Source organism: Erythrobacter sp. JB1-7 (genome assembly GCF_057365015.1).
This window is the reverse complement of sequence record NZ_CP200291.1, coordinates 2,879,618-2,900,506: the sequence shown is the minus strand read 5'-3', so window position 1 is coordinate 2,900,506 and position 20,889 is coordinate 2,879,618. Positions and strand designations below refer to the sequence as shown.

Annotated in this window: 19 protein-coding genes; 3 read left to right on the top strand and 16 right to left on the bottom strand. The window is 57.5% G+C overall.

Annotated elements, in window-relative coordinates; all coding sequences use genetic code 11:
* Positions 1-332: 332 nt before the first annotated feature.
* The 9 genes from fabZ to pyrH form a co-directional block, all read right to left on the bottom strand.
* Positions 333-824 (bottom strand): 3-hydroxyacyl-ACP dehydratase FabZ, encoded by a 492-nt coding sequence (gene fabZ, locus AC0V6W_RS14160; RefSeq protein WP_486151039.1) that lies wholly within the window; start codon positions 822-824, stop codon positions 333-335.
* A gap of 30 nt (positions 825-854) precedes the next feature.
* Complete coding sequence (locus AC0V6W_RS14155; RefSeq protein ID WP_486151037.1) at positions 855-1,538, bottom strand: OmpH/Skp family outer membrane protein; 684 nt, start codon at positions 1,536-1,538, stop codon at positions 855-857.
* Complete coding sequence (bamA, locus tag AC0V6W_RS14150) at positions 1,538-4,306, bottom strand: outer membrane protein assembly factor BamA (RefSeq protein WP_486151655.1); 2,769 nt, start codon at positions 4,304-4,306, stop codon at positions 1,538-1,540. Before bamA ends, AC0V6W_RS14155 begins: the two co-directional genes overlap by 1 nt.
* Positions 4,307-4,559: 253 nt before the next feature.
* On the bottom strand, positions 4,560-5,693 hold the full coding sequence (gene rseP / locus AC0V6W_RS14145) for an RIP metalloprotease RseP (RefSeq protein WP_486151035.1): 1,134 nt from the start codon (positions 5,691-5,693) through the stop codon (positions 4,560-4,562).
* An 8-nt stretch (positions 5,694-5,701) separates the two neighbouring features.
* Entirely contained in the window at positions 5,702-6,865 is a 1,164-nt protein-coding gene (locus AC0V6W_RS14140) for a 1-deoxy-D-xylulose-5-phosphate reductoisomerase (protein ID WP_486151033.1), read from the bottom strand.
* An 11-nt stretch (positions 6,866-6,876) separates the two neighbouring features.
* A complete protein-coding gene (locus AC0V6W_RS14135) occupies positions 6,877-7,560 on the bottom strand; it encodes a phosphatidate cytidylyltransferase (protein WP_486151031.1) in 684 nt (227 codons plus the stop codon).
* Complete coding sequence (gene uppS, locus AC0V6W_RS14130) at positions 7,553-8,215, bottom strand: polyprenyl diphosphate synthase (RefSeq protein ID WP_486151029.1); 663 nt, start codon at positions 8,213-8,215, stop codon at positions 7,553-7,555. The genes AC0V6W_RS14135 and uppS overlap by 8 nt, the downstream gene beginning before the upstream one ends.
* A gap of 104 nt (positions 8,216-8,319) precedes the next feature.
* A complete protein-coding gene (gene frr, locus AC0V6W_RS14125) occupies positions 8,320-8,877 on the bottom strand; it encodes a ribosome recycling factor (RefSeq protein WP_486151027.1) in 558 nt (185 codons plus the stop codon).
* A gap of 6 nt (positions 8,878-8,883) precedes the next feature.
* On the bottom strand, positions 8,884-9,606 hold the full coding sequence (pyrH, locus tag AC0V6W_RS14120; protein ID WP_486151025.1) for a UMP kinase: 723 nt from the start codon (positions 9,604-9,606) through the stop codon (positions 8,884-8,886).
* Between the two features lie 421 nt (positions 9,607-10,027).
* Between pyrH and AC0V6W_RS14115 the strand changes: the two genes are divergently transcribed.
* Positions 10,028-10,840 carry a metallophosphoesterase gene (locus AC0V6W_RS14115; RefSeq protein WP_486151023.1) on the top strand — a complete coding sequence of 271 codons (813 nt, stop codon included), beginning with the start codon at positions 10,028-10,030 and terminating at the stop codon, positions 10,838-10,840.
* A gap of 71 nt (positions 10,841-10,911) precedes the next feature.
* Here the strand turns inward: AC0V6W_RS14115 and AC0V6W_RS14110 are convergent, their stop codons facing one another.
* The 3 genes from AC0V6W_RS14110 to rpsB form a co-directional block, all read right to left on the bottom strand.
* Positions 10,912-11,466 (bottom strand): hypothetical protein, encoded by a 555-nt coding sequence (locus AC0V6W_RS14110; protein WP_486151021.1) that lies wholly within the window; start codon positions 11,464-11,466, stop codon positions 10,912-10,914.
* Positions 11,467-11,746: 280 nt separating this feature from the next.
* Positions 11,747-12,673, bottom strand: coding sequence for a translation elongation factor Ts (gene tsf / locus AC0V6W_RS14105; protein ID WP_486151019.1), 927 nt, complete (start codon positions 12,671-12,673; stop codon positions 11,747-11,749).
* 113 nt (positions 12,674-12,786) lie between these two features.
* Positions 12,787-13,581: a 30S ribosomal protein S2 gene (gene rpsB / locus AC0V6W_RS14100; RefSeq protein WP_486151017.1), complete on the bottom strand. Its 795-nt coding sequence runs from the start codon at positions 13,579-13,581 to the stop codon at positions 12,787-12,789.
* Positions 13,582-13,895: 314 nt separating this feature from the next.
* On the opposite strand from rpsB, the gene AC0V6W_RS14095 reads away from it, so the two are divergent.
* Positions 13,896-14,219, top strand: coding sequence for a hypothetical protein (locus AC0V6W_RS14095; protein WP_486151015.1), 324 nt, complete (start codon positions 13,896-13,898; stop codon positions 14,217-14,219).
* Here AC0V6W_RS14095 and AC0V6W_RS14090 read toward each other — a convergent pair.
* The 4 genes from AC0V6W_RS14090 to AC0V6W_RS14075 form a co-directional block, all read right to left on the bottom strand.
* Positions 14,182-15,027, bottom strand: coding sequence for a CDP-alcohol phosphatidyltransferase family protein (locus AC0V6W_RS14090; protein WP_486151013.1), 846 nt, complete (start codon positions 15,025-15,027; stop codon positions 14,182-14,184). The two genes, AC0V6W_RS14095 and AC0V6W_RS14090, sit on opposite strands and share 38 nt — an antisense overlap.
* Before the next feature lie 40 nt (positions 15,028-15,067).
* The gene (locus AC0V6W_RS14085) at positions 15,068-15,817 is read right to left on the bottom strand and encodes a phosphatidylserine decarboxylase (protein WP_486151011.1); all 750 of its coding nucleotides are present in this window, start codon (positions 15,815-15,817) and stop codon (positions 15,068-15,070) included.
* A gap of 84 nt (positions 15,818-15,901) precedes the next feature.
* Positions 15,902-17,053, bottom strand: a complete 1,152-nt coding sequence (locus AC0V6W_RS14080) for a beta-ketoacyl-ACP synthase III (protein WP_486151009.1) — start codon at positions 17,051-17,053, stop codon at positions 15,902-15,904.
* 61 nt (positions 17,054-17,114) lie between these two features.
* Positions 17,115-18,746 (bottom strand): ShlB/FhaC/HecB family hemolysin secretion/activation protein, encoded by a 1,632-nt coding sequence (locus AC0V6W_RS14075; RefSeq protein ID WP_486151007.1) that lies wholly within the window; start codon positions 18,744-18,746, stop codon positions 17,115-17,117.
* A gap of 174 nt (positions 18,747-18,920) precedes the next feature.
* On the opposite strand from AC0V6W_RS14075, the gene AC0V6W_RS14070 reads away from it, so the two are divergent.
* Complete coding sequence (locus tag AC0V6W_RS14070) at positions 18,921-20,831, top strand: FecR domain-containing protein (RefSeq protein ID WP_486151005.1); 1,911 nt, start codon at positions 18,921-18,923, stop codon at positions 20,829-20,831.
* Positions 20,832-20,889 lie beyond the last annotated feature (58 nt).

Genomic DNA, 20,889 nt, shown 5'->3' with positions numbered 1-20,889 from the left:
ACCGGGTGAGCTGTGATGCGGGAAAGCGCGCCGATTAGGCTGCTTTGATCGAAATAGCAAGCCTGCGTGAACAGGCTGTTTTCCTACACTTGCTGCGCCCGTTAAAACAAAGCCAATCGGTTGAAATGGCGACGCCAGCCCGGCTGATTGGCAGCGCGCTTTTTAGCCGCGCAAAGTGAAAGATGAATAAGGTGACACACAGATTGGCGAAAAAGCGAAATTCTTATGGTTTTTCCGAATTTTGTGAAGGATCGCAACTTTTGCAAAACCCCTCCTCACCGGTCCATGTCTCACGCATGAGCCAGCGCGCACTCGATCAGTCTTTGGCCCCATCAGCCTTTGGGAGGATCGGCGATCATCGCAGTGAATTCGGTTTCGCAGCTCGTCTTGCCTTCGACGCTGGCTTTGCCTTTGAATTTGTAGATCGTGCGGCGCTGCTGAAGAAATTCAACCTCAAGATCGAGCAAACAGCCGGGTGTGACTGGAGAGCGAAACTTGGCGCTGTCAATGCCCATGAAAATCACAAGCTTGCCCGTGCCAGCCAGCTCAAGCGTCTCAATCCCAAGGATTGCTGCAGCCTGCGCCAAAGCCTCAATCTGCAAGACACCCGGCATGATCGGAGCGCCGGGGAAATGCCCCTGGAAGAACTCTTCATTCATGCTGACGGCTTTCACCGCATGAATGCGCTCTCCCAGCTCAATCGAGCGGACGCGGTCAACCAGCAAAAGCGGATAACGATGGGGCAGAGCCTTGAGGATCTTGTGGATGTCATAGTCCACAATCGACGGCTTGGGCGCTTGCGCGCTTGCGGTGTCGTCACTCATGCTCTGCCCCTTTGCTTGATCGCGCAGACCTTAGCGGCCCGACGGCGCTTCGGCTGCGCCTTGCTGCTGCTGCTGCTGCTGTTGTTCGCGAATAGAGCGAAGCAAAGCGCGGCGCTGGATTTCCTGGAAAATCTGCACCGAATTGGGACCAGGGCGCCAGCCGCTTGGCGGCACGATACCGACGGTTGGAACTTTGGCGTTCAGAGCAGTCACCACCAGCGGGGTAATATCAGCACCTTCAACTGCGTATTGCAGGCTGGCAGGATCAACCACCATCTGGATCTGGTTTTGGGTTGCAACTTCCTGCAAGGCCGCGGGATATTGGCCAAGCACCTGCTCAACAGCGTAAACGCGCGCTGCGGTAACCTGATCGTTGATAGCCGAGATCTCGGCTTGCAGCGTCTGGATTTGCGCGAAATTCGGGGCCGATTGCAACGCGTTGCTCTCAGTCTCACTAATCTCGCCATTGCCATCCGTATCGAACGGCTGGATCAGCGTTTGAAGCTCACCCTGCTTGGTCTGCGCGGTTTGGATTTGCGCGACATAGGTCTGATTGACCTGCGTATAGGCGTTTTGCAACGCGGTCGAACCTTGAACAGCGCGCGAGATGCTGGCGGTGCCGACTTTGCCTTCAACCTGAGCCGCGAGCGGGCTGGCCATCATTGTGGAAAGAGCGAGGCCTGCTGCTGCAAGCGATTTGGTAAGTTTAGTCATCAGAACTGGGTTCCTACGTTGAATGTAAATGTCTTGTCATCATCGCCTTCGACCTTACGAATGGTCTGGGCAAAATCGATCCGGAACGGCCCAAAAGGCGAGTTCCAGTTGACGCCGATACCGGCGGTTATGCGAGGGCTTGGCGAATTGCCCAAGAACACCTCACGAATTGCGCTGCCTTGGCGAATACTCGCAGTGTTTGCGGTCACCCCATCGGCCGCAATTGGATTGATCGTGGACATCCGGGTGAGCGTCGGTGTACCGTCAGTGTTAAACAGCAAGTCACCATTTGTGTCTGTTGCTTGAACAACCTCAAGAAACAGTGGATTGCCATCAGCATCAGTGAACTGGATGCCATTGGGGTTGTCTTGCAACACGGGCGCATCCGCACCCCACAGCGCGCCAACATCCATCCAGATCGATGGTCTAAGGCCAAGTTCGCGGGCACCTGTGCCAAGCGGAATTTCAAGCTCTGCACGCGCAAGGTAGAAATTGCGCCCGCCAAGGGCATCATCACGGATTTGATCGCGATCGGTGATGGTTGTCAGATTGCCATCCGCATCGGTTATGTAAGGCTGGGTCAAAATACGCGGGCCAACCCCGCGGATGTCAAAACCTCTAAACTGCGGCTCACCCAGGAAAAACCTGTCGGTCAGCAACACATCATCAACATCAACACCGTCAACGAACCGGTCGCGCAGAGGCACAATCGTGCCCCCTTCCGCAGATAGCGAGAATATGAAGCCCGAATTTGCGACGTTCCAGAACTGCTGCGCCCGCCCGCGGAAACGCAGATAACGGACATTACCGCCCAACCCTGCAAACTCGGTTGTGAGCGAAACAGTGCGGCCTCGTGTCGGACGGAGTCTGGAATTCAAGGAGTTGTAATTGAGGCTGACCCCGAGGATCGAACTCAACCGGTCACCCAGCGCATCACACAAGAAACGGCCGGCCAGCAAAGGATCACATTCCGTTGTGCCATCGCCGTTCAAATCGGAGAAGAACAAGTCCCGATCAAGACTGACTTCATCGTAATTAAGCGTGTAGCTCCCCACCAGCGACATAAATTCAGTGAGCGGCACACCCAAGCGAACAGCAAACCCTGTTGTCGCCTGTTCAAAAGTCGTGTTGCGATCGCTACCGAAGCGGTTGAAGCTGTTGAAGTCCTGCCGGTAAATATCGATGCCGGACTGGATGTTCCGATCAAACACATACGGTTCAGTAAAGCTGATCCGCGCAGACCGCGAGAACTGCGAGTAATTGAGGCTCAACCCAATGGTCTGCCCTCGCCCGCGGAAATTGCGCTGGCGGATGCTGCCCGCCAGGATGAATTGCTCAATTGATGAAAAACCGGCAGAAAACTGCAATTCGCCCGTTGGCTGTTCTTCTACGTTTGCCTCAAGGACGATGCGATCAGGCGCGCTGCCCTGCACCTGATTGACCTCGAAATTCTCTTGGAAATAGCCAAGCGAATTGATGCGAGCAGTGGTGCGCTGAATGCCAAGCGAGTTAAATGCGTCACCTTCGCTGATGCGAAATTCGCGCCGAACAACCTTATCCTGCGTCAATGTGTTGCCGTTCACATCGACACGTTCGACATAAACACGCGGAGCCTGACGCAGGATAAAGGTAATATCCATCGTCAGATCATCAGGGTTGCGGTTAAAGCGCGGCTGGACATCGGCAAAGGCATAGCCAAAACGGCCAGCGACCTCAGTCAATTGCTCAACCGTATCCTCGACCGATTTCGCATCGTACCAATCGCCGCCCTTCATGCCGAGCTGAGTGGTCATCACATCGCTGTCAAAATCGCGCAATTGGCTGTCGACCTGCACATCGCCAAACTTGTAGCGCTCACCTTCTTCGACCACATATGTGATGATGAAGTCTTTTTGATCGGGCGTTAGTTCCGCCACCGCTGAAACGACGCGGAAATCGGCGTAGCCTTCGGTTAGGTAAAACTGCCGCAGCTTTTGCTGGTCAAACGCCAGACGATCGGGATCGTAGCTGGTGTTGGAGCTGAAGAAGCGGGTGAAGCGGGCCTGCTTTGTCACCATCTCACCGCGCAGATCGCCGTCGGAAAACTTCTCGTTCCCGATGATATTGATCTGCCGGACTTTCGATTTCGGCCCTTCGCTGATTTCAAACACCACATCGACGCGGTTTTGCGGCAGCTGCACCATTTTGGGTTCAACACTGGCAGCAAACCGGCCCTGGCGCTTATACAGTTCGATGATCCGGGCCACATCGGCGCGCACCTTGGACCGCGTGAAAATCTGCCGCGGCGCGAGCTTGATTTCGGGCAAAATCTTCTCGTTATCGAGGCGCTTATTGCCTTCGATAACGATCCGGTTGATCACCGGGTTTTCTGTGACCGTGATAACGACATTGCCGCCGTCATTGCGAATGTTGAAGCGCGAAAACAATTCGGTCGCGCCAAGGTCTTTCAAAGCCTGGTCAGCGGCGGCAGAGGTGTATTCTTGGCCCACCCGCAGGCGGATGTAACTGAGGATGGTGGTTGGCTCCAACCGCTCGGAACCCGATACGCTGATTGTGCGGATAATATCCGTCGTAGGAGCTGGTGCAGGAGCGGGCTGCGCAGTCGCCGGTTGAGCCGTTGCAGTCGGAGTAGCAGCAGAAGCGGCCTCATCCTGAGCCATAGCGGCATAGGGCACGCCTGCCAGCATCGACCCGCATGTCAGGGCAAAGGCAAATCGCCCAGCATGGCCGGTCAAGCCCTTATAGCCGGACGCCAGATGCCCAGCCATATCGGCCCTAGCCGTTACAAAATTGTCAGTGGCAGGCATGTGGCCTGTCTCGCTGCATCGGTTCATCAAAATAGTGTTCCCGTATTCCCGATCATAACGCACGCCTGCCCCCGCGGGCGTATCATTCACAAGGCCCCAACCTTCAACGTTAGTCTCATCAAAGTGCTTTTCGTCTGCCGCCATTGCCCGAAGCGCTCTCAGCAATCAAGCGGCCATGGTTGACTTCACCTGTCGGTGCGTTCCCTTTCCCCGGCTAACTGCCAAGTAAGTTTGTAAATCCGAGCAGACCGTCAACATCGTTGAATGTGACGACCAGCATGAACACCAAAACGAACGCGATACCTGTACGATAAGCCCATTCCGTCGCTTGCGGGCCAACCGGCTTTCGCCGGATCGCTTCGGCTGCGTAAAAGGCAAGGTGTCCGCCATCCAAGGCAGGGATTGGCAGGAAGTTAATGAATGCCAAATTAAGCGATATGAGAGCAGCAAAATTGAAAAACGCGAGCGGCCCTGCGCTCAGCTGTTCGCCGGAATATTTGGCGATCTTCACAGGCCCGCCCAGCTCCTTGATTGATCGCTGGCCTGTTACGACCTGTTTGATCCCTGTCATCATCAGCGCAAAGACACGGTAAGTCTGCTCACCAGCCAAGACAATCGAATCCCCAAGCCCCACAGGTTCAAACCTGTATTGCGGAGCTGCCGCTGCCACTCCCATCCGGCCAACCCGGTTAAGGTTCCCAAACCGGTCGTTTTCTTCAACAAGGTCAGTGCGAAACTGGAACGTCTTTTCCTCGCCATCGCGCTCAACAGTGACAGAGATATCGCGGTCGAGATAGATCGCGACTTTATCGAGGATTTCGCCAAAGTTATTGACCGGCTCACCATCAATTGCGGTGATGCGGTCTCCCACTTCCAATCCCGCCTTTTCAGCAGCGCTTTGCTCGCTGAACCCGCCTATTTGTGTGGACCCTTCCGGATCGACCGGAACAGGCTGCCCCAGAATGGCGAAGAATGCCGCAAATATACCGACCGCGACCACCAGATTGGTAACCGGGCCAGCAGCCACTATCAGCGCGCGCTTCCACAAGGCAGCGGCCTGAAAACTGCCGGCTTCCACGGGCGCATCAGGGTCAGCGATGCTGGCCGGGTTCATGTCTCCTTTGAATTGGACATATCCCCCCAGAGGCAAGACCGAGAGTTTCCAGCGCGTGCCGTGCTTGTCGTTAAAGCCAAGCATTTCCTTGCCGAAGCCAACCGAGAACGCCTCGGCATGCACACCGAACCAACGCCCGACCAGATAATGACCCAATTCATGAACCGTTACCAAGGGGCCAAGGACCAGTAGAAACCCGATCGGGTACATCCACAGCGGAACGGACTCAAACATGAGCAAACTCAAGCACTAATTGGCGTCTCCACTGAGCGCGCAGCCTGCTGCCGCGCGTCTTTGTCCAGTGCCAGCACATCTTCCAGGCTGGCAGGCGCGGGCGCGCTATAGCGGCTCAGCACCTCTTGTGCCAATGCCGTGATCTGGGTGAACCCAAGCTTACCTTGCAGAAATGCGGCAACAGCCACCTCGTTCGCAGCGTTAAGCACAGCAGGGGCCGCCCCGCCCGCTTCAATCGCTTCGCGCGCGATGCGAGTGGCGGGAAAGCGCTCTTCGTCAGGTGCATGAAAGGTCAGTTGCCCAATGGCCGCCAGATCGAGCGGCTCCAAAGGTGTTTCCATCCGAGCAGGCCAAGCCAGACACGAGGCGATAGGCACACGCATATCTGAGGGGCCAAGCTGAGCGAGCGTAGAGCGGTCTTTGTATTCGACCATGGAATGAATGACACTTTGCGGGTGGACCACGATTTTCAGCCGGTCCAGCCCAACCGGAAACAGATGATGCGCCTCAATGTATTCAAGGCCTTTATTCATCATCGTTGCGCTATCAACGCTGATCTTTGCGCCCATAGACCAGTTGGGATGCGCGATCGCTTCGGCAGGCGTTGCCGCTGCCAATTGCTGCGGCGTCCATGTTCGCAAAGGCCCTCCGCTTGCCGTGAGAGTGATCGCCGCGACATCATCCAAAGAGCTGCCCGCAAGGCATTGGAATATCGCGTTGTGCTCTGAATCGGTGGGCAGCAATGTCGCCCCATGCCGCGCAACCGCCGCCGTCATCACTTCGCCTGCGGAAACCAGAGCCTCTTTGTTAGCCAGCGCAATCGTTCCGCCCCGCTCAATCGCCGCCATGACAGGGGCCAGCCCTGCGCAGCCGACAATTGCTGCAACGCACATATCAACAGGCCGCGCCGCCGCCTCGCACAAGGCCGCTGCGCCGCCTGCCACCTCGATATCGGTTCCAGCCAATGCGTCGCGCAATTGCGGCAGACATGCCTCGTCCCCAACGACAGCCACCTTTGCACCAAATTCGCGCGCCAATTGCGCCAGTTCTTCCGCGCTGCAATTGGCAGTAAGAGCCTCAACCTGCCACGCATCGGGATTGCGCCGCACCAGATCGAGCGTCGATGCGCCGATTGAGCCTGTGGCCCCGAGAATGGTGATTGAGCGAGTCATTGCGGTCTCTCTCACAAAAGCTCAGGCACGACGGCCACCAGGAACAGTACGAAGAACACCGCGATAAACCCATCAAGCCGGTCGAACACCCCGCCATGTCCGGGTATCAATCCGCTGGAATCCTTGACCCCGGCGCGCCGTTTCATCCAGCTCTGGAAGAAATCACCCGCCTGCGCGATCACCGCAATCACGATGCCCACGACTACCGCCTCGGACCAATGCGTTTCTGCAACGAACACCTGCCCGGTTATGGTTTGCTGGAATGAGGTGACACCGATGGCAACCAGGCTGGCGGCAATGGCCCCGCCCATCAGCCCCGCCCAGGTTTTGGACGGGCTGATCGATGGTGCAATGCGAGGACCGCCGATCAACCGTCCAGCGAAGTACGCCCCTACATCCACCGCAATGATCGGAGCGATGAACAGAAGCGCAACTTGCACCGCATCATAGCTCACTCGCACCTGCATCATCGCATAGGTCGCCGCCGCGACATAGACCGCGCCGCCAAACAGCCATGCGATCTCCCCGCCAGCGGACGCGCCAAAGCCGCCCACAAGGCCATTCCATTCCCACAGCACAATCCCGGCCAGCAACACGACAAAGCCAACCCAGAACCAGCCGCCTGCCCACAAGGCAGCGCCCGCTATCGCAGCCATGGCCAATGCCGATAGCAGTCTTACGCCCAGATCAGCCATTGCTGGTCCCTGTCAATCGCCCGCCATAGCGGCGTTCACGCTTGGCAAAGTCATCAAGAGCCTGCGCCAGATGCTCGGGTTTGAAATCGGGCCAGAGCGTATCGACAAACAGCATTTCCGCATAAGCCGCTTGCCACAACAGGAAGTTCGATAACCGAATCTCCCCGCTCGTTCGGATCAGCAGGTCGAGCGGCGGCAGGTCGTTCGTATCAAGCTCTGCTTCGATCGCATCGGCAGTCACTTCGCTTTTTGCCGCTGCCTTGGCCGCAGCCCGTGCGATCTCGTGCTGCGATCCGTAATTGAGCGCCACCGCCAGCGTCTGCTTTCCATTCGCCGTCTTCGCCAACGCATCTTCGAGCATTTCGACAATATCGGGCGCAAGGCCTTGCCAGTCTCCGATGATCTTGAGCTTCACTCCGTTCTCGACAAACTCTGCGAGGTCCGATTTGATGAACCGCCGCATCAGGTTCATCAGGTCATCAACCTCATCAACCGAGCGTTTCCAGTTCTCCGACGAGAACGCATAGAGCGTCAGGCATTCCAGCCCCATCGGTTCCAGCGCGCGCACCAGGCGGCGCACCGCCTCCACCCCGCGCTGATGGCCGATAGCGCGGGGCAAAGCGCGCTTCTTCGCCCACCGCCCATTGCCATCCATGATGATAGCAACATGACGAGCGCCGGCCCCATGCTGATTGCCATAATGCTGGCCACCATCGGTGATGGGCGGTTTGCCGATCTGCCTTACCCCTCTCGACCCGGTTACTGAGTCAGGATTTCCTGAACCTTCTTCTCTACCGCTGCATCCACATCGGCAACGGTGCTGTCGGTCATCTTCTGGACCTCATCTTCAAGCGTCTTGCGCTCATCTTCTGATATCTCTTTGGCTTTCTCATCCGCTTTCAGGCTTTCCATCCCATCGCGCCGCACATTGCGAGCAGCGATCTTGGATTTCTCACCATATTCGCCCGCCAGCTTAGCGAGATCCTTGCGCCGTTCCTCGGTAAGGTCAGGCATGGGCAAGCGGATGGTTTGGCCATCGGTCATCGGGTTGAGGCCCAGATTTGCTTTCGCAATGCCTTTCTCAACCGCGCTCACATTGCCTTTGTCCCACACCTGCACGCTGAGCATACGCGGTTCGGGCGCGGACACTGTAGCAACCTGCGCCAGCGGCATCATTGCACCATAGACCTCAGCCACAACCGGATCGAGCAGGCTGGTGTTCGCCCGGCCTGTGCGAAGGCCCGACAGGTCGCTTTTGAGCGCTTCAACCGCGCCTGCCATCCGGCGCTCGATGTCTGACTTATCGTATTGAGCCATGGTTCGTTACACTTCCTTTTGCACTATCGTTTGGGTGCCCTCGCCCGCCAGCACGCGCGCGACGTTGCCTTTCTCTCGGATTGAGAACACCACTATCGGAATGTCGTTCTCCCGGCAAAGCGCAACGGCTGTTGCGTCCATCACCTTCAGGTTCTGGGCGAGCACGTGATCGTAAGCGATTGCCTCGAACCGGGTCGCATCCGGGTTGCCTTTGGGATCCTTGTCATAGACCCCGTCAACGCTTGTGCCTTTAAGCAGCGCGTCGCAGTTCATCTCAGCGGCACGCAAAGCGGCGCCAGTGTCAGTGGTGAAGAACGGATTGCCTGTGCCAGCGGCGAAGATGACGATGCGGCCCTTTTCCAGATGCCGTTCCGCGCGCCTGCGGATATAGGGTTCGCACACCGATGACATCGGGATCGCCGATTGCACCCGCGTTGCCACGCCCAATTGCTCCAGCGCGTTCTGCATCGCCAGCGCGTTCATCACCGTGGCCAGCATGCCCATATAGTCGCCCGTGGTCCGATCAAGCCCCTTGGCCGCGCCTGAGATACCGCGGAAGATGTTGCCCCCGCCGATCACCAGACACACCTCAATCCCGCTATCCTTGGCCGCTTTCACCTCTTCGGCGAGGCGCGTCACATAGGCTGGATCAATCCCGTATTCCTGTTCGCCCATCAGCACTTCGCCTGACAGTTTGAGAAGGACACGTTTGATCGGCGGGATGGACATGGGGTCGGTGGCTCCTTGATGCGGTGCGTGTTGATGCTCTGCGTTATGCTCGCAGTGGCTGTTCATGCCCTTATCGAGGCCGCGCCCCCTGCCAAGAGCCAGCGCCCATCCGCCCCCTTCCTTGCAGCAGACATGGACCGGTAAGGGCCCTTTTTGCAAAATATCGCCTCCTTATCTTTTTTAATCCTTTCAACATGATAGCACGGAATTCCCGCATAAATGTGTAACCTTCGTGTTGTCACCTTGATCCTGTGCGCAAAACGGCCTGCTCCAACGGTTCGCAATGCGCGCCCGATGGCGGCCAACAAAACGCACCGGGCACTCTAGCTTTTGCCAGCAAAGTAGGAAAATCGCATGCCCCGCCCGTTTCGCTCCGCCGCGATCTGAGGCACACCCGTGTGCATGATTCTGAAAAGCCATCATGTTCGCGTTCATCCTTAGCGTGCTGCTCTCGATCAAGGCGTGGTATGACACGGTGCGCGATCCAGAAATCGTGCGCTTTGTCCTTGAAAGTGATCAGATGCCCGCGGGCGCTGAGCCTTTCACTATCGCATTCCTCACCGACATTCATGTCGCAGGGCCAGACATGCCGCCATCGCGGCTTGAGGATATCGCCGCGCAGGTCAATGCGCTCAATGCAGACCTGATCGCGATTGGCGGCGATTTGATCAGCGAAAAGCGCGTCGCCACGCATATTTATGAGGCAGAGGAAATCGTCACGCCGCTGGGCGAACTGCAAGCGAAAAACGGGGTCGTCTTTGTGCCGGGCAATCACGATCACTGGTATGATTGGCCCGCTTTATCGGCTGAGCTGGCCAAGTATCCGCACATCACCGTTCTTGAAAACGACGCGGCGCAAATCGGCCCGCTCGCCATTGGCGGGGTGGATGATGATTTTGTCGGATACGCCGATATCTTTGCGACAACCGAGGCGATGCAGCCCCTCACCGGCCCGCGCATCATGCTGAGCCACTCGCCCGATGTGTTCCCCAGCCTGCCCGTGAATATCGAGCTGACCCTCGCAGGCCACACCCATTGCGGCCAGATCGCCTATCCCTGGGGCGGTTCGCCTGTCACCATGTCAAAGTTCGGCACGCTGTATTCGTGCGGCGTGGTCCGCGAAAACGGCAAGACATTGATTACGAGCGCCGGATTGGGGACGAGCCTGCTACCCGTGCGCTTGTTCACGCATCCGGAAGTGTGGCTGATTGAGGTGCGCGGGACCGGGAGGTGATGGCGGAATGGCTGCACAACCACGCTGCGGGCGGAAAGCGGACTGTCGGTTTGCGACCCAGTTGCGGACATTTAGCCTCGTCGGTGAATGTGCGCTATTTCTGGTTCTATTGCGTCCATGAACATGTACGCTCGGCCCAATAGAGCCTGTTTGCCAAAGTCGTCGAAAACGTTTTCGCCCAGAGGCGTAATGAGAACCTCATCACGTGTCAGACCGTCGAGATGGCGTTCTTCAATTTCTTGCCAATGAGCTTTTGCCACCTCTTGAAGCACAACGTTGACCGCAGGGTGATTGTAGCGAACTAGGATATTTCCGTCGTCCATCGGAGTAGGGTTCATGTCGGGATGAAAGCCCAAGATACTTGAAAGTACTTGCTTGGCGTCGGCCTCCGCATTCGTCTCAGAGCGGGCCGGATCAAGAATTACACATGTGCCGTTTTTTAGGACGGCGAAATCAGCTTGCCCATCAGAGTAGTAACTCACCCTATCAATGACCAATTTGAGCGGCTGGGCGAACGATGGCCGCCAAGCCGGGATAGGAGGATTGCGCTTGGCGATTTCCTCGGCTCGCGAGCTTGCAATACCAAAAGTAGCAAGCAGCCCTCCGATAAATGATCTTCGCATCATCACTGTTTCCCAGTCCTAGATTGCAGAAAGTTGCACAGGTCCAACGATTTGTCACTCGAAGAAAATGGTTTCGGCACTGACCGCTCGCACCTCCAATTTCAGCTTTTAGAGACAATAGGCAACATGGCTGAAAGCGGACCCTTGCAACCCGCGAAACAGAAAGGCCGTCGCAGCGAATACGCTGCGACGGCCTGTCCAGATTTTCGAGTCCCAGCGAAGACTGGAACCTCTCTCAAAATCGCACTAGGCCCCAGCCTTCGCTGGGGCTCAAGCGTTGCCTTTACCCACCAACAGCAGCGGCAACCTCTGCGGCGAAATCGCTTTCTTCGACTTCGATGCCTTCGCCCAATTGGTAGCGGACATAATCGACAAGTTTGATCGACGCGCCCGCTTCTTTTGCGGTGCGTGCGACATATTCTTCGACCGTGGCTTTGCCGTCTTTCACGAAAACCTGGCTGAGCAGCGCGTTTTCTTTCGCATATTTGCGGATCGCGCCTTCGACCATTTTTTCCTGCACGTTTTCAGGCTTGCCGCTTTCCGAGGCTTTTTCCTGTGCGATCGCGCGCTCACGCTCAATCACGGCAGCATCAAGGCCATCGGCATCAAGCGCCTGCGGGAACATGGCTGCTGCGTGCTGGGCCACGTCTTTGCCAAGCGCCGCCAGCACATCCGCACTCGCATCGCCTTCAAGCGCGACCAGAACACCGATCTTACCCAGGCCTTCTGCAGCAGCGTTGTGGACATAAGAGACCACCGCGCCTTGCGACACAGAGACGGTTTTCATCCGGCGGATCTGCTGGTTTTCGCCAATGGTTGCGACATTGTCGGTGAGCTTGTCTGAAACACTGCCGCCATCGGGGTAATCGGCCGCTTTCAATGCATCGACATCATCATTCTCAAGCGTCAGGGCAACAGCGGTTACCTTGGTGACGAAGTCCTGAAACTTGTCGTTCTTGGCAACAAAGTCGGTTTCCGAATTAACCTCAACAGCAACGCCGCGCGTCCCTTCGACAGAGACACCGACAAGACCTTCAGCTGCGGTGCGGCTGGATTTCTTCTGCGCGGTCGCAAGACCTTTGGCGCGCAGTGCGTCAACCGCTGCTTCGATATCGCCGCCGGCTGCGCTCAGCGCTTTTTTCGCATCCATCATGCCTGCGCCGGTTTTCTCGCGCAGTTTCTTCACATCGGCGACGGTAAAATCGGCCATGGGAATATTCCTTTTTGTGTAGTTGTAAGACGCGGGGCACTCCGCTTTGTAGGGAGTGCCCAGCGCGCTAGATTGCTTGTGTTACGCCCTGATTATGAGGACGCGTAATCCGTTCAGGCTGTTTCCGCCGGCGCTTCTGGTGCTGGTTCCGGCGCTGCTTCGGCAGGTGCCTCGGCTGGCGGTTCTGCCATGGCGCCGACATCCGCGCCGCTGTCATGCGCCGCGCCGCCTTTGCCTGCCATCGCCGCATCGCCGATGGCCTGGCAATACATGCGCACCGCACGGCTCGCATCGTCATTGCCGGGAACGGGGAAAGCGATGTTGCTGGGATCAACATTGGAATCGAGCACCGCAATCACCGGAATGCCAAGCACTGCGGCTTCCTTGATGGCGAGGTCTTCCTTGTTCGCATCGATCACGAACATCACGTCGGGAATGCCGCCCATATCGCGGATGCCGCCCAGCGAAAGCTCAAGCTTGTCACGCTCACGCGTCAATTGCAGAACTTCTTTCTTGGTCAGCCCGCTGGTGTCGCCCGACAATTGCTCTTCAAGCGTTTTGAGACGTTTGATCGACTGGCTGATCGTTTTCCAGTTGGTGAGCATGCCGCCCAGCCAGCGGTGGTTCACAAAATGCTGACCCGAAGCGCGTGCGGCTTCTGCAATCGGCTCTTGCGCCTGACGCTTTGTGCCAACGAACAGCACTTTGCCCCCGGCCCGAACGGTTTGCTCAACAAAATCGAGCGCGCGTGCGAACAGCGGAACAGTTTGTGACAGATCAATAATGTGGACCCCATTGCGAGCGCCGAAGATATACGGCTTCATACGGGGGTTCCAGCGGTGGGTCTGGTGGCCGAAATGGGCGCCAGCCTCGATCAATTGCTGCATTGTGACGGTAACTGCCGCCATAGGTATTTCCTTTCCGGTTGTTCCTCTGGATGGCTGGAACTGCTTCTGCGGTTGTCCCGCATACAGCACCGGTGATGTGCGCCATCCATGTGAATTTCGCCGCGTTCTTGCCCGAAATGATTCGGCCCGGGAATGGGGCGAGGCCGGGCCATTACCCTTCCCTTGCCACAAAATCTAGTGCCAAAAGCCCCTTGCGGAACACAAGTGGAACATTTTGCTTGACGGATTGGAACGTTTGAGGAACAAAGGCTAGAGAACAAACGCTGAACACGACACTCCGTATCACTACGGACCTGCTGGTAAGGAACAGACCCATGATCGTTTTAACCATCACCGCATTGCTCATCATTGTTGCTGTGGCAACGGGCCTTGCGCTGGCGGATAACTGGATCAGGGGCCGCGCCGTCTTTGTGCAATTGGTGCATGAACGCGCTCTTGCTCGTGCGGGATTTGTCCCTGTCGTCGAAGCCACCGAATTGCGCCAGCGCGCTGTCCCTGCATCTGATGCCTCCCCGGCTTACAGGATCCGCCTTCCCCGAGGCCGCGCTGGCGCATACCCGGCCTTCGTCAAGCGAGCACGTGAAAGGGCACCTCGGCCCGCTATTGCTCCGCTTGGCGAAGCGCTCGGCGCCGCTTGACGCTGCCATATTTGAACATCGCATAAGGCATCAGCGCGAGATACCCGGCGCTTAAAGTGATCAGCAGCCACCACGGCTCGATCAAGGCTGCGGCAAAAGCAACGCCGGCCATCGCGATCAGCGGCAGACGCACATCGCGCCGGGGACGGATCGCCGTCCAGCTGAGCGTTGCCATGTTCGAGATAACCAGCAGCGCAATCAGCCCCAGCCAAAGCGTATTGGCGAGCGGATCGCGGAACATTTCAAGCCCCGTTTCAAACCACAAGAAACACGGCAAGAACGCCAGCCCCGCTCCGACAGGCGCGGGCACTCCGGTTAAGAACCCTGCGAGCTTATGCGGCTGGTTTTCGACATCAATGCGCGCGTTGAACCGCGCGAGGCGCAATGCCATGCAGATCGCAAATCCCAAGGCGGCAAACCAGCCAAAGCTGGGAAGATCCTGCAAGGCCCACACAAACAGAATAAGAGCAGGCGCAATCCCGAACGATACGCAATCCGCCAGGCTATCCAGCTCTGCGCCAAAGCGGGACTGAGCATTCAGCAGCCGCGCAATCCTGCCATCAAGCCCATCAAGGACAGCGGCAAGAATCACCGCGAGCACCGCGTATTGCCATTGCCCTTCGATCGCAAAGCTAATGCCGGTCAGCCCCGAACACAGCGCGCCGGCTGTGATCGCATTGGGCAGCATGCCTCTTAGGCTGAGGCCGCGCTTGTCGGTTTGCGCGGCGAGATCTTCGTCTTCGGCAGCCTTGGGCCCTATCCGCGCAGGGATATCGGAAATGTCTTTATCAGGATCGTGCCGCGTCAACGCGCACCCGCGCTTTCAAAACCCGCAAGGGCGCGCCGGATCACTGCACAATCCCTTCGAGCAGAGCCTGCGAGCCCAGCTCGCCCAGCACCGTTTCGCCTGCAACAACGCGCTGGCCCAGTAATACTTTGGGATCGGTGCCTGCGGGCAGATAGACATCAACCCGGCTGCCAAACCGGATCAGCCCAACGCGCTGCCCTTTGGCCAAAGTGTCCCCCGGTTTCACAAACGGAACAATCCGCCGCGCGACCAGCCCCGCGATCTGGGTAAAGCCAACCATCAAGCCATCATTGCGCTCAATCAGGATATGCTGGCGTTCGTTCTCTTCGCTCGCCTTATCAAGATCAGCGGCCATGAATTTGCCGGGAATATAGACCAGCCGCCGCAAGGTGCCTGCAATGGGCGCGCGGTTGATATGAACATCGAATACGCTCATGAAAATCGACACCCGCGTGACCGGACCAGGCGGCAATCCGGGATTGCCCGAGCCATCATCCACGCGCAATTCTTCGGGCGGATCAACCTGCATGATAAGCGAGACCAGCCCATCGGCAGGCGCAATGATCGCATCGCTTGATTGCGGCACGACCCGTTCGGGATCGCGGAAAAACGCGAACACCCATGCCGAAATGCCCAGCATCACGGTAAAGCCGAACACCCAGCCGAAAAACAGCGGGATAAGGCTGATCGCCAGCGCGATAACGCCAAACTTGCGCCCTTCGGGATGGATATCGGGCCAGCTCCAACCTGCTTCGCCGCGCCCCTGATTGTCGAGAATTTCACCTGCCATGGCGCGCTATCTAGGGCGGGAACGGGTGGCTCGCAAGCAAGGATGATGCGAATGGCCGGGCAAAACCTGCGCGCGGGCCGTGGTTCAGCCCGCTTTGCGCACAAACACAGTGCCCGCAGAATAGCCCGCACCAAAGCTGCAAATCAGCCCGGTATCACCGCTCGCAAGGTCCGCCTGATTAAGGTGAAAGGCAATGATCGACCCCGCGCTTGACGTGTTGCCATAGGTATCGAGCACCGTGGGGCTTTCATCCTCATTCGCCTCATGGCCCAGCACGCGCTGCGCAATCAGACGGTTCATCCCCGCATTGGCCTGATGCAGCCACAACCGGCGCAGGGCCTGCGGATCAAGGCCCAGCCGCTCTGCCTCATCAAGGATCATTTGCGCGACCATGGGCACGACCTCTTTGAAAACCTTGCGTCCTTCCTGCACGAACAGCTTGTCAGGATCGCCCGCGCTTTCAGGATGCGCGCGGTTGAGGAAGCCGAAATTGTTGCGGATATTGTTGGAGAAAACTGTCTTCAATTTTGTGCCAAGCACTTCCCAATGGGCATCAGGCGCGATGGCGGCATCTTCGACCAGCACGGCGGTGGCGACATCGCCAAAGATGAAATGGCTATCGCGGTCGCGCCAATTGAGATGGCCCGAAGTGATCTCTGGGCTGACCACCAGAACGCTTTTCGCATTGCCCGCGCGCACATAATCCGCCGCGGTTTGAATGCCAAAGGTGGCGGAAGAACACGCGACATTCATATCAAAGCCAAAGCCATCAATCCCCAGCGCCTGCTGAATTTCAATCGCCATGGCGGGATAAGCGCGCTGCATATTGGAAGCCGCGCACAAAACCGCGTCCACATCCTGCGGTGAGCGCCCTGCCCGCTCCAGCGCTTCCCGCGCAGCGATCACGCCAATTTCGGCCATGATCGAGATTTCATCATTCGCGCGGTCTTCAAGGCGCGGCTCCATGATCTCTGGATCAATGATCGGCGCTTTGCTCATCACATGGCGGGCCTTGATCCCGCTCGCTTTCTCGATGAATTCGACAGAGGACGGGCTTAACGCTTCGACCTCGCCCGCCGCGATGGCGTCTGCGTTTTGGGTGTTGTGCAGTTCCACAAAGCGATTGAAACTGTCGACCAGCTCTTCATTGGTGATAGCGTCTGCGGGGGTGAACAAGCCGGTGGCGGAGATCACCGGGCGACCTGTTAAAGCGTCGGTTTGAAGTGATTTTTGCATACCTGCGCATCTACTGCGCGCCGGAAAGGGCTGCAAGTGGCAAAGGCCGGATACGCCCGGTCTAAAAGCTTACCCCGGCGCGCAGGTTTACCTGAGGGCCGTCATCGCTGCGCTCACCCGATCCGCCTAGGGGAAAGCCGCCTTCCAGCTCCATATCAAACACGCCCCAGCGCGCGCGCATGCCGGGCCCTGCAGAAAACAGCGATCCCTCGCCAAAATCCTGCCCGATATCATTGACGACCCCGCCATCGACAAAGCCATACAGCTGCAAACGATCGAGCGGCAATTTGTCCGTGGGCACGCTGTAACGCAGCTCTGCCAGACCATAGAGCCCTTCATCGCCAAGCACTTCGCTGAAATTATAGCCGCGTGTGCGGTATGCCCCTCCTAGCGCCAGTTCTTCACTGCCGAGCAAAGCGCGGTCGGCGATCTGCCCGCCCATGGCAAAAAACAGATCAATGCGGTCGTTCAAGGTAAGCCGCGCGTCAGCCCAGAAGCTTAGCTTGGAAAACACACCGTCGCCATCGGCGCGCGATGCGAGCGGTGTGCCCAGCCGGGTCGCGCCCAACAGGTCAAGCCCGCGCACATGCGAAATGCCGGCGCGCAAACGGTTCCCCTTACCCAGCGCGATCTGCGTGCGCAGCCCGACCTCCACTGTGACAACCGTGTCATCGCGCAGCATCTGATCAATCGCGTCCTGCTCAATCGAGATGTAGCTGGCGCGCCCATCGGCCCACAGGCTTAGATTTTTGCCGCGCACAATCGGCACAGTGACTTGCGCACTGCCGCGCACGGATCCGCCGGTGATATCGGTATCGCCAAACGCGCCGCCGGGCGCGGTGGTGCCGACAGAGCCCGATGCGGAAAAAGTCACCCCGTCAGTGCCGATCTGGGTTTGATAGGCGGCGCTTAGAAACAGCAGCTCGCCCAGATCAACCGGATTGATCCGCACCGCGGCGCGCACCTGATCGCTGCCGGTCATAACATCGCTGGCCGCGGCAGAACCGCGCACGCGCACCGGGCCAAATGCCGCTGATCCGTAATTGTCGCCCGATACTCTGAAACTGGCATCGCGGCGTGAAAGCTTCACCACCAGCACCCCTGCCCCATCGACCCGTTTGAAATTCGCACTGCGCAACCGCACGGCGGGAATGTCCGAGACGAGCAGCAATGCGCGTTCAAGATCCGTTTTTTTGACCGGCGATCCGATTAGCTTTTCAAGCACGCTGCGGGCAGCGGTGTTGTCGTATCCATCGATCTCAACCGCCGCGATGACGCCTTCATCCAGTTTGACCTCAACAATACCCAAGCCGCCAGGATTGCTTATGATCTGGCTGCGGGCATAGGCATAGCCTTCATCCTTGGCGAGCTGCGCAACCTCGTTGGAAAGTTCGGCCAGGCGTTCCTCGGTCACGTCCTCGCCAAAGAAATCGGTTAGTGCGGATTGGAAAACAGTATCATCAATTGCTTCATTGCCGCTGATGACGATGGCCGCGATCTGATCGGTGTCGCGGCTTTCTTCGCTTTGCGTATCGTCACCAGATACAATTTGGCCGCCAGCCGTCTCAGGCGCAACCTTAAGCACGGGAGCAAAAGCGATCTGCGGCGCGCGCGTGTTTTGGGCAAGCGCAGGCACCGAGGCAACCATGCCCAGCACCAATGCTCCCAATCCTGTCGCAACAAACCTGCGCACGCAAATCCTCCAAGTCAGAGGCAGCGCCGTAATGCGAGCTGGCTAAGAAAAGCTTACGTATGAGTGCAAAGCAGCGGCACGCAGTAACTACTATTTCACTATCGCACTTAACGCCATTTTCAGCCGCCAGTGGCACAGGCAGACTCTACAAATTTCTCGAGTACCGGAAAAACAATGATCAAAGCCGCCGTCAAATCAGCCGCCATTGCAGCGCTTCTTTCCAGCACAAGCGCTTTTGCAGCGCCATCGGGATGGATGATATCCGAAGCCAGCGGCAATGTGGTAATCGTGCGCGATGGCGCGCAGCTGACAGGACGCAAGGGCACCAAGCTGGACGAAGGCGATGTGGTGCAAACCGCCACCAAAAGCCGCGCGGTCATTGTGCGCGGTAAAGAATATGTCGTCGTCTCGCCAAAGGCCAAAATCAAAATTGCCGAGCCTGAAAAAGCCGGACCAGTGACCCAGATATTCCAATATCTCGGCAATGTATTGTTCAAGGTGGAAAAAAAGAGCACCAAGCATTTCGGCGTTGAAACACCCTATATGGCCGCTGTGGTGAAAGGCACGACTTTCAACGTGTCGGTGTCTGAAGAAGGCACCAGCGTGCAAGTCACCGAGGGCGCGGTTGAGGTTATCACCGCCGACGATCTGGAAGCGGCCTTGCTGACGCCGGGCAATATCGGGATTGTCGATGCCGATCAGATCGGTGACCTGATCGTTATTGTCAGCGACGATGAAAGCGCGAACCGGGAGCAGGTTATTGTGCGCGGGACGCCCAACGTGGTCTCGCGTCTGGATCGCGGAGCAAACCCATCTGACACCGCCGTCACTATCTCGCCGGACCAAAGCGATCGCGGCGGCAGCGCTTCAAGTGAAACAAGCGAGCAATCGCCTGCGGGTGCAGATCAGGGCACTGGCACAGATGACAGCGTTTCAAGTTACGCTGATTTGACCACGCCAAACCTCGCTGCGGCTCTTACCACGCCGGAATTCAGCGCCGAGTTTAGCGATGATGCCGTAACTCAGGGCGGTGTTGTGACTGCGATTGGCGCCAGTGATGATCTGGCAAATCTCGACAATGATTTCGCGGCGGACCCTATCGCAGCACGAATAGACGAGCCTGATATCGCAGCTGTTGATCAGGATATCGCAACAGGCGGCGACACGGCGACAGGAGACGAATCTGGCAGCACCGAGGTGGATTCGGGCGTACCTGACATCGCAGCAGGCGATATTGCCGCACCAGACGATACCATCGCCCCGGACATTGGCATCACACCTGACACCGGTGATGCTGGAGATGTTATTGATATGGGCATGGATGACGGCAACGATGGTTCAGATGAACTGGTCTATGCCGAAGATCAGCCCGGCGGAACCTGCGCGGGCGTAGCCAATTGCTCGGGCGGTCCAAACCCGAACAATCAAGTAGATGACGCGATCGACGACGTGATCGGCGCACCTGTTGTTGACGCAGTTGCAGATATGGGCGGATCAGGCGACCAGGACAATTCAGGCGATCCGATCATGCCGGATACTCCAGACTTAACAGATACGCCCGACACCCCCGATCTGCCGGATATGGACGATGATACGGACATTGGCAGCGGTGATCTCGACAGCAATATCGATCTCGACCTTGATGATGGCAATAATGGGAACGGCAACGATCCCGATGGCATAGACCCCAGCAATCCCGGCAATGGGAATGGGAATGGGAATGGCAACGGCAACCAAGATGAGGGTGACATTGATCTCAACCTTGACCTTGATGGCGATGGCGGCGGTTCTGGCGATCAAGACCAGCTTCCCACAGACGGCAGCATTGGCGACGGGGGCAATTCGGGCCAAGATGACGATGATGATGCTGAATCAATAATCGACGATGAAGGCGATGAAGATTCCGGCAATGGCCGCAGAGACCGCTTTAGAGACTTTATCGGCAATGTCATTGATAACCTTCGCGACCGCTTCGGCGACGACAACGATGAAGGTGACGATGACGATGACGAAGACGACGAAGACGAAGACGAAGATGGCGATAATGAAGACGGTGATGGCGATAATGACGGCGACAACGATTAACCCGCCACATCCGGGCACAGCGCAAAGAGACACAGCGTAAAGAGGCCCGGCAACGCGA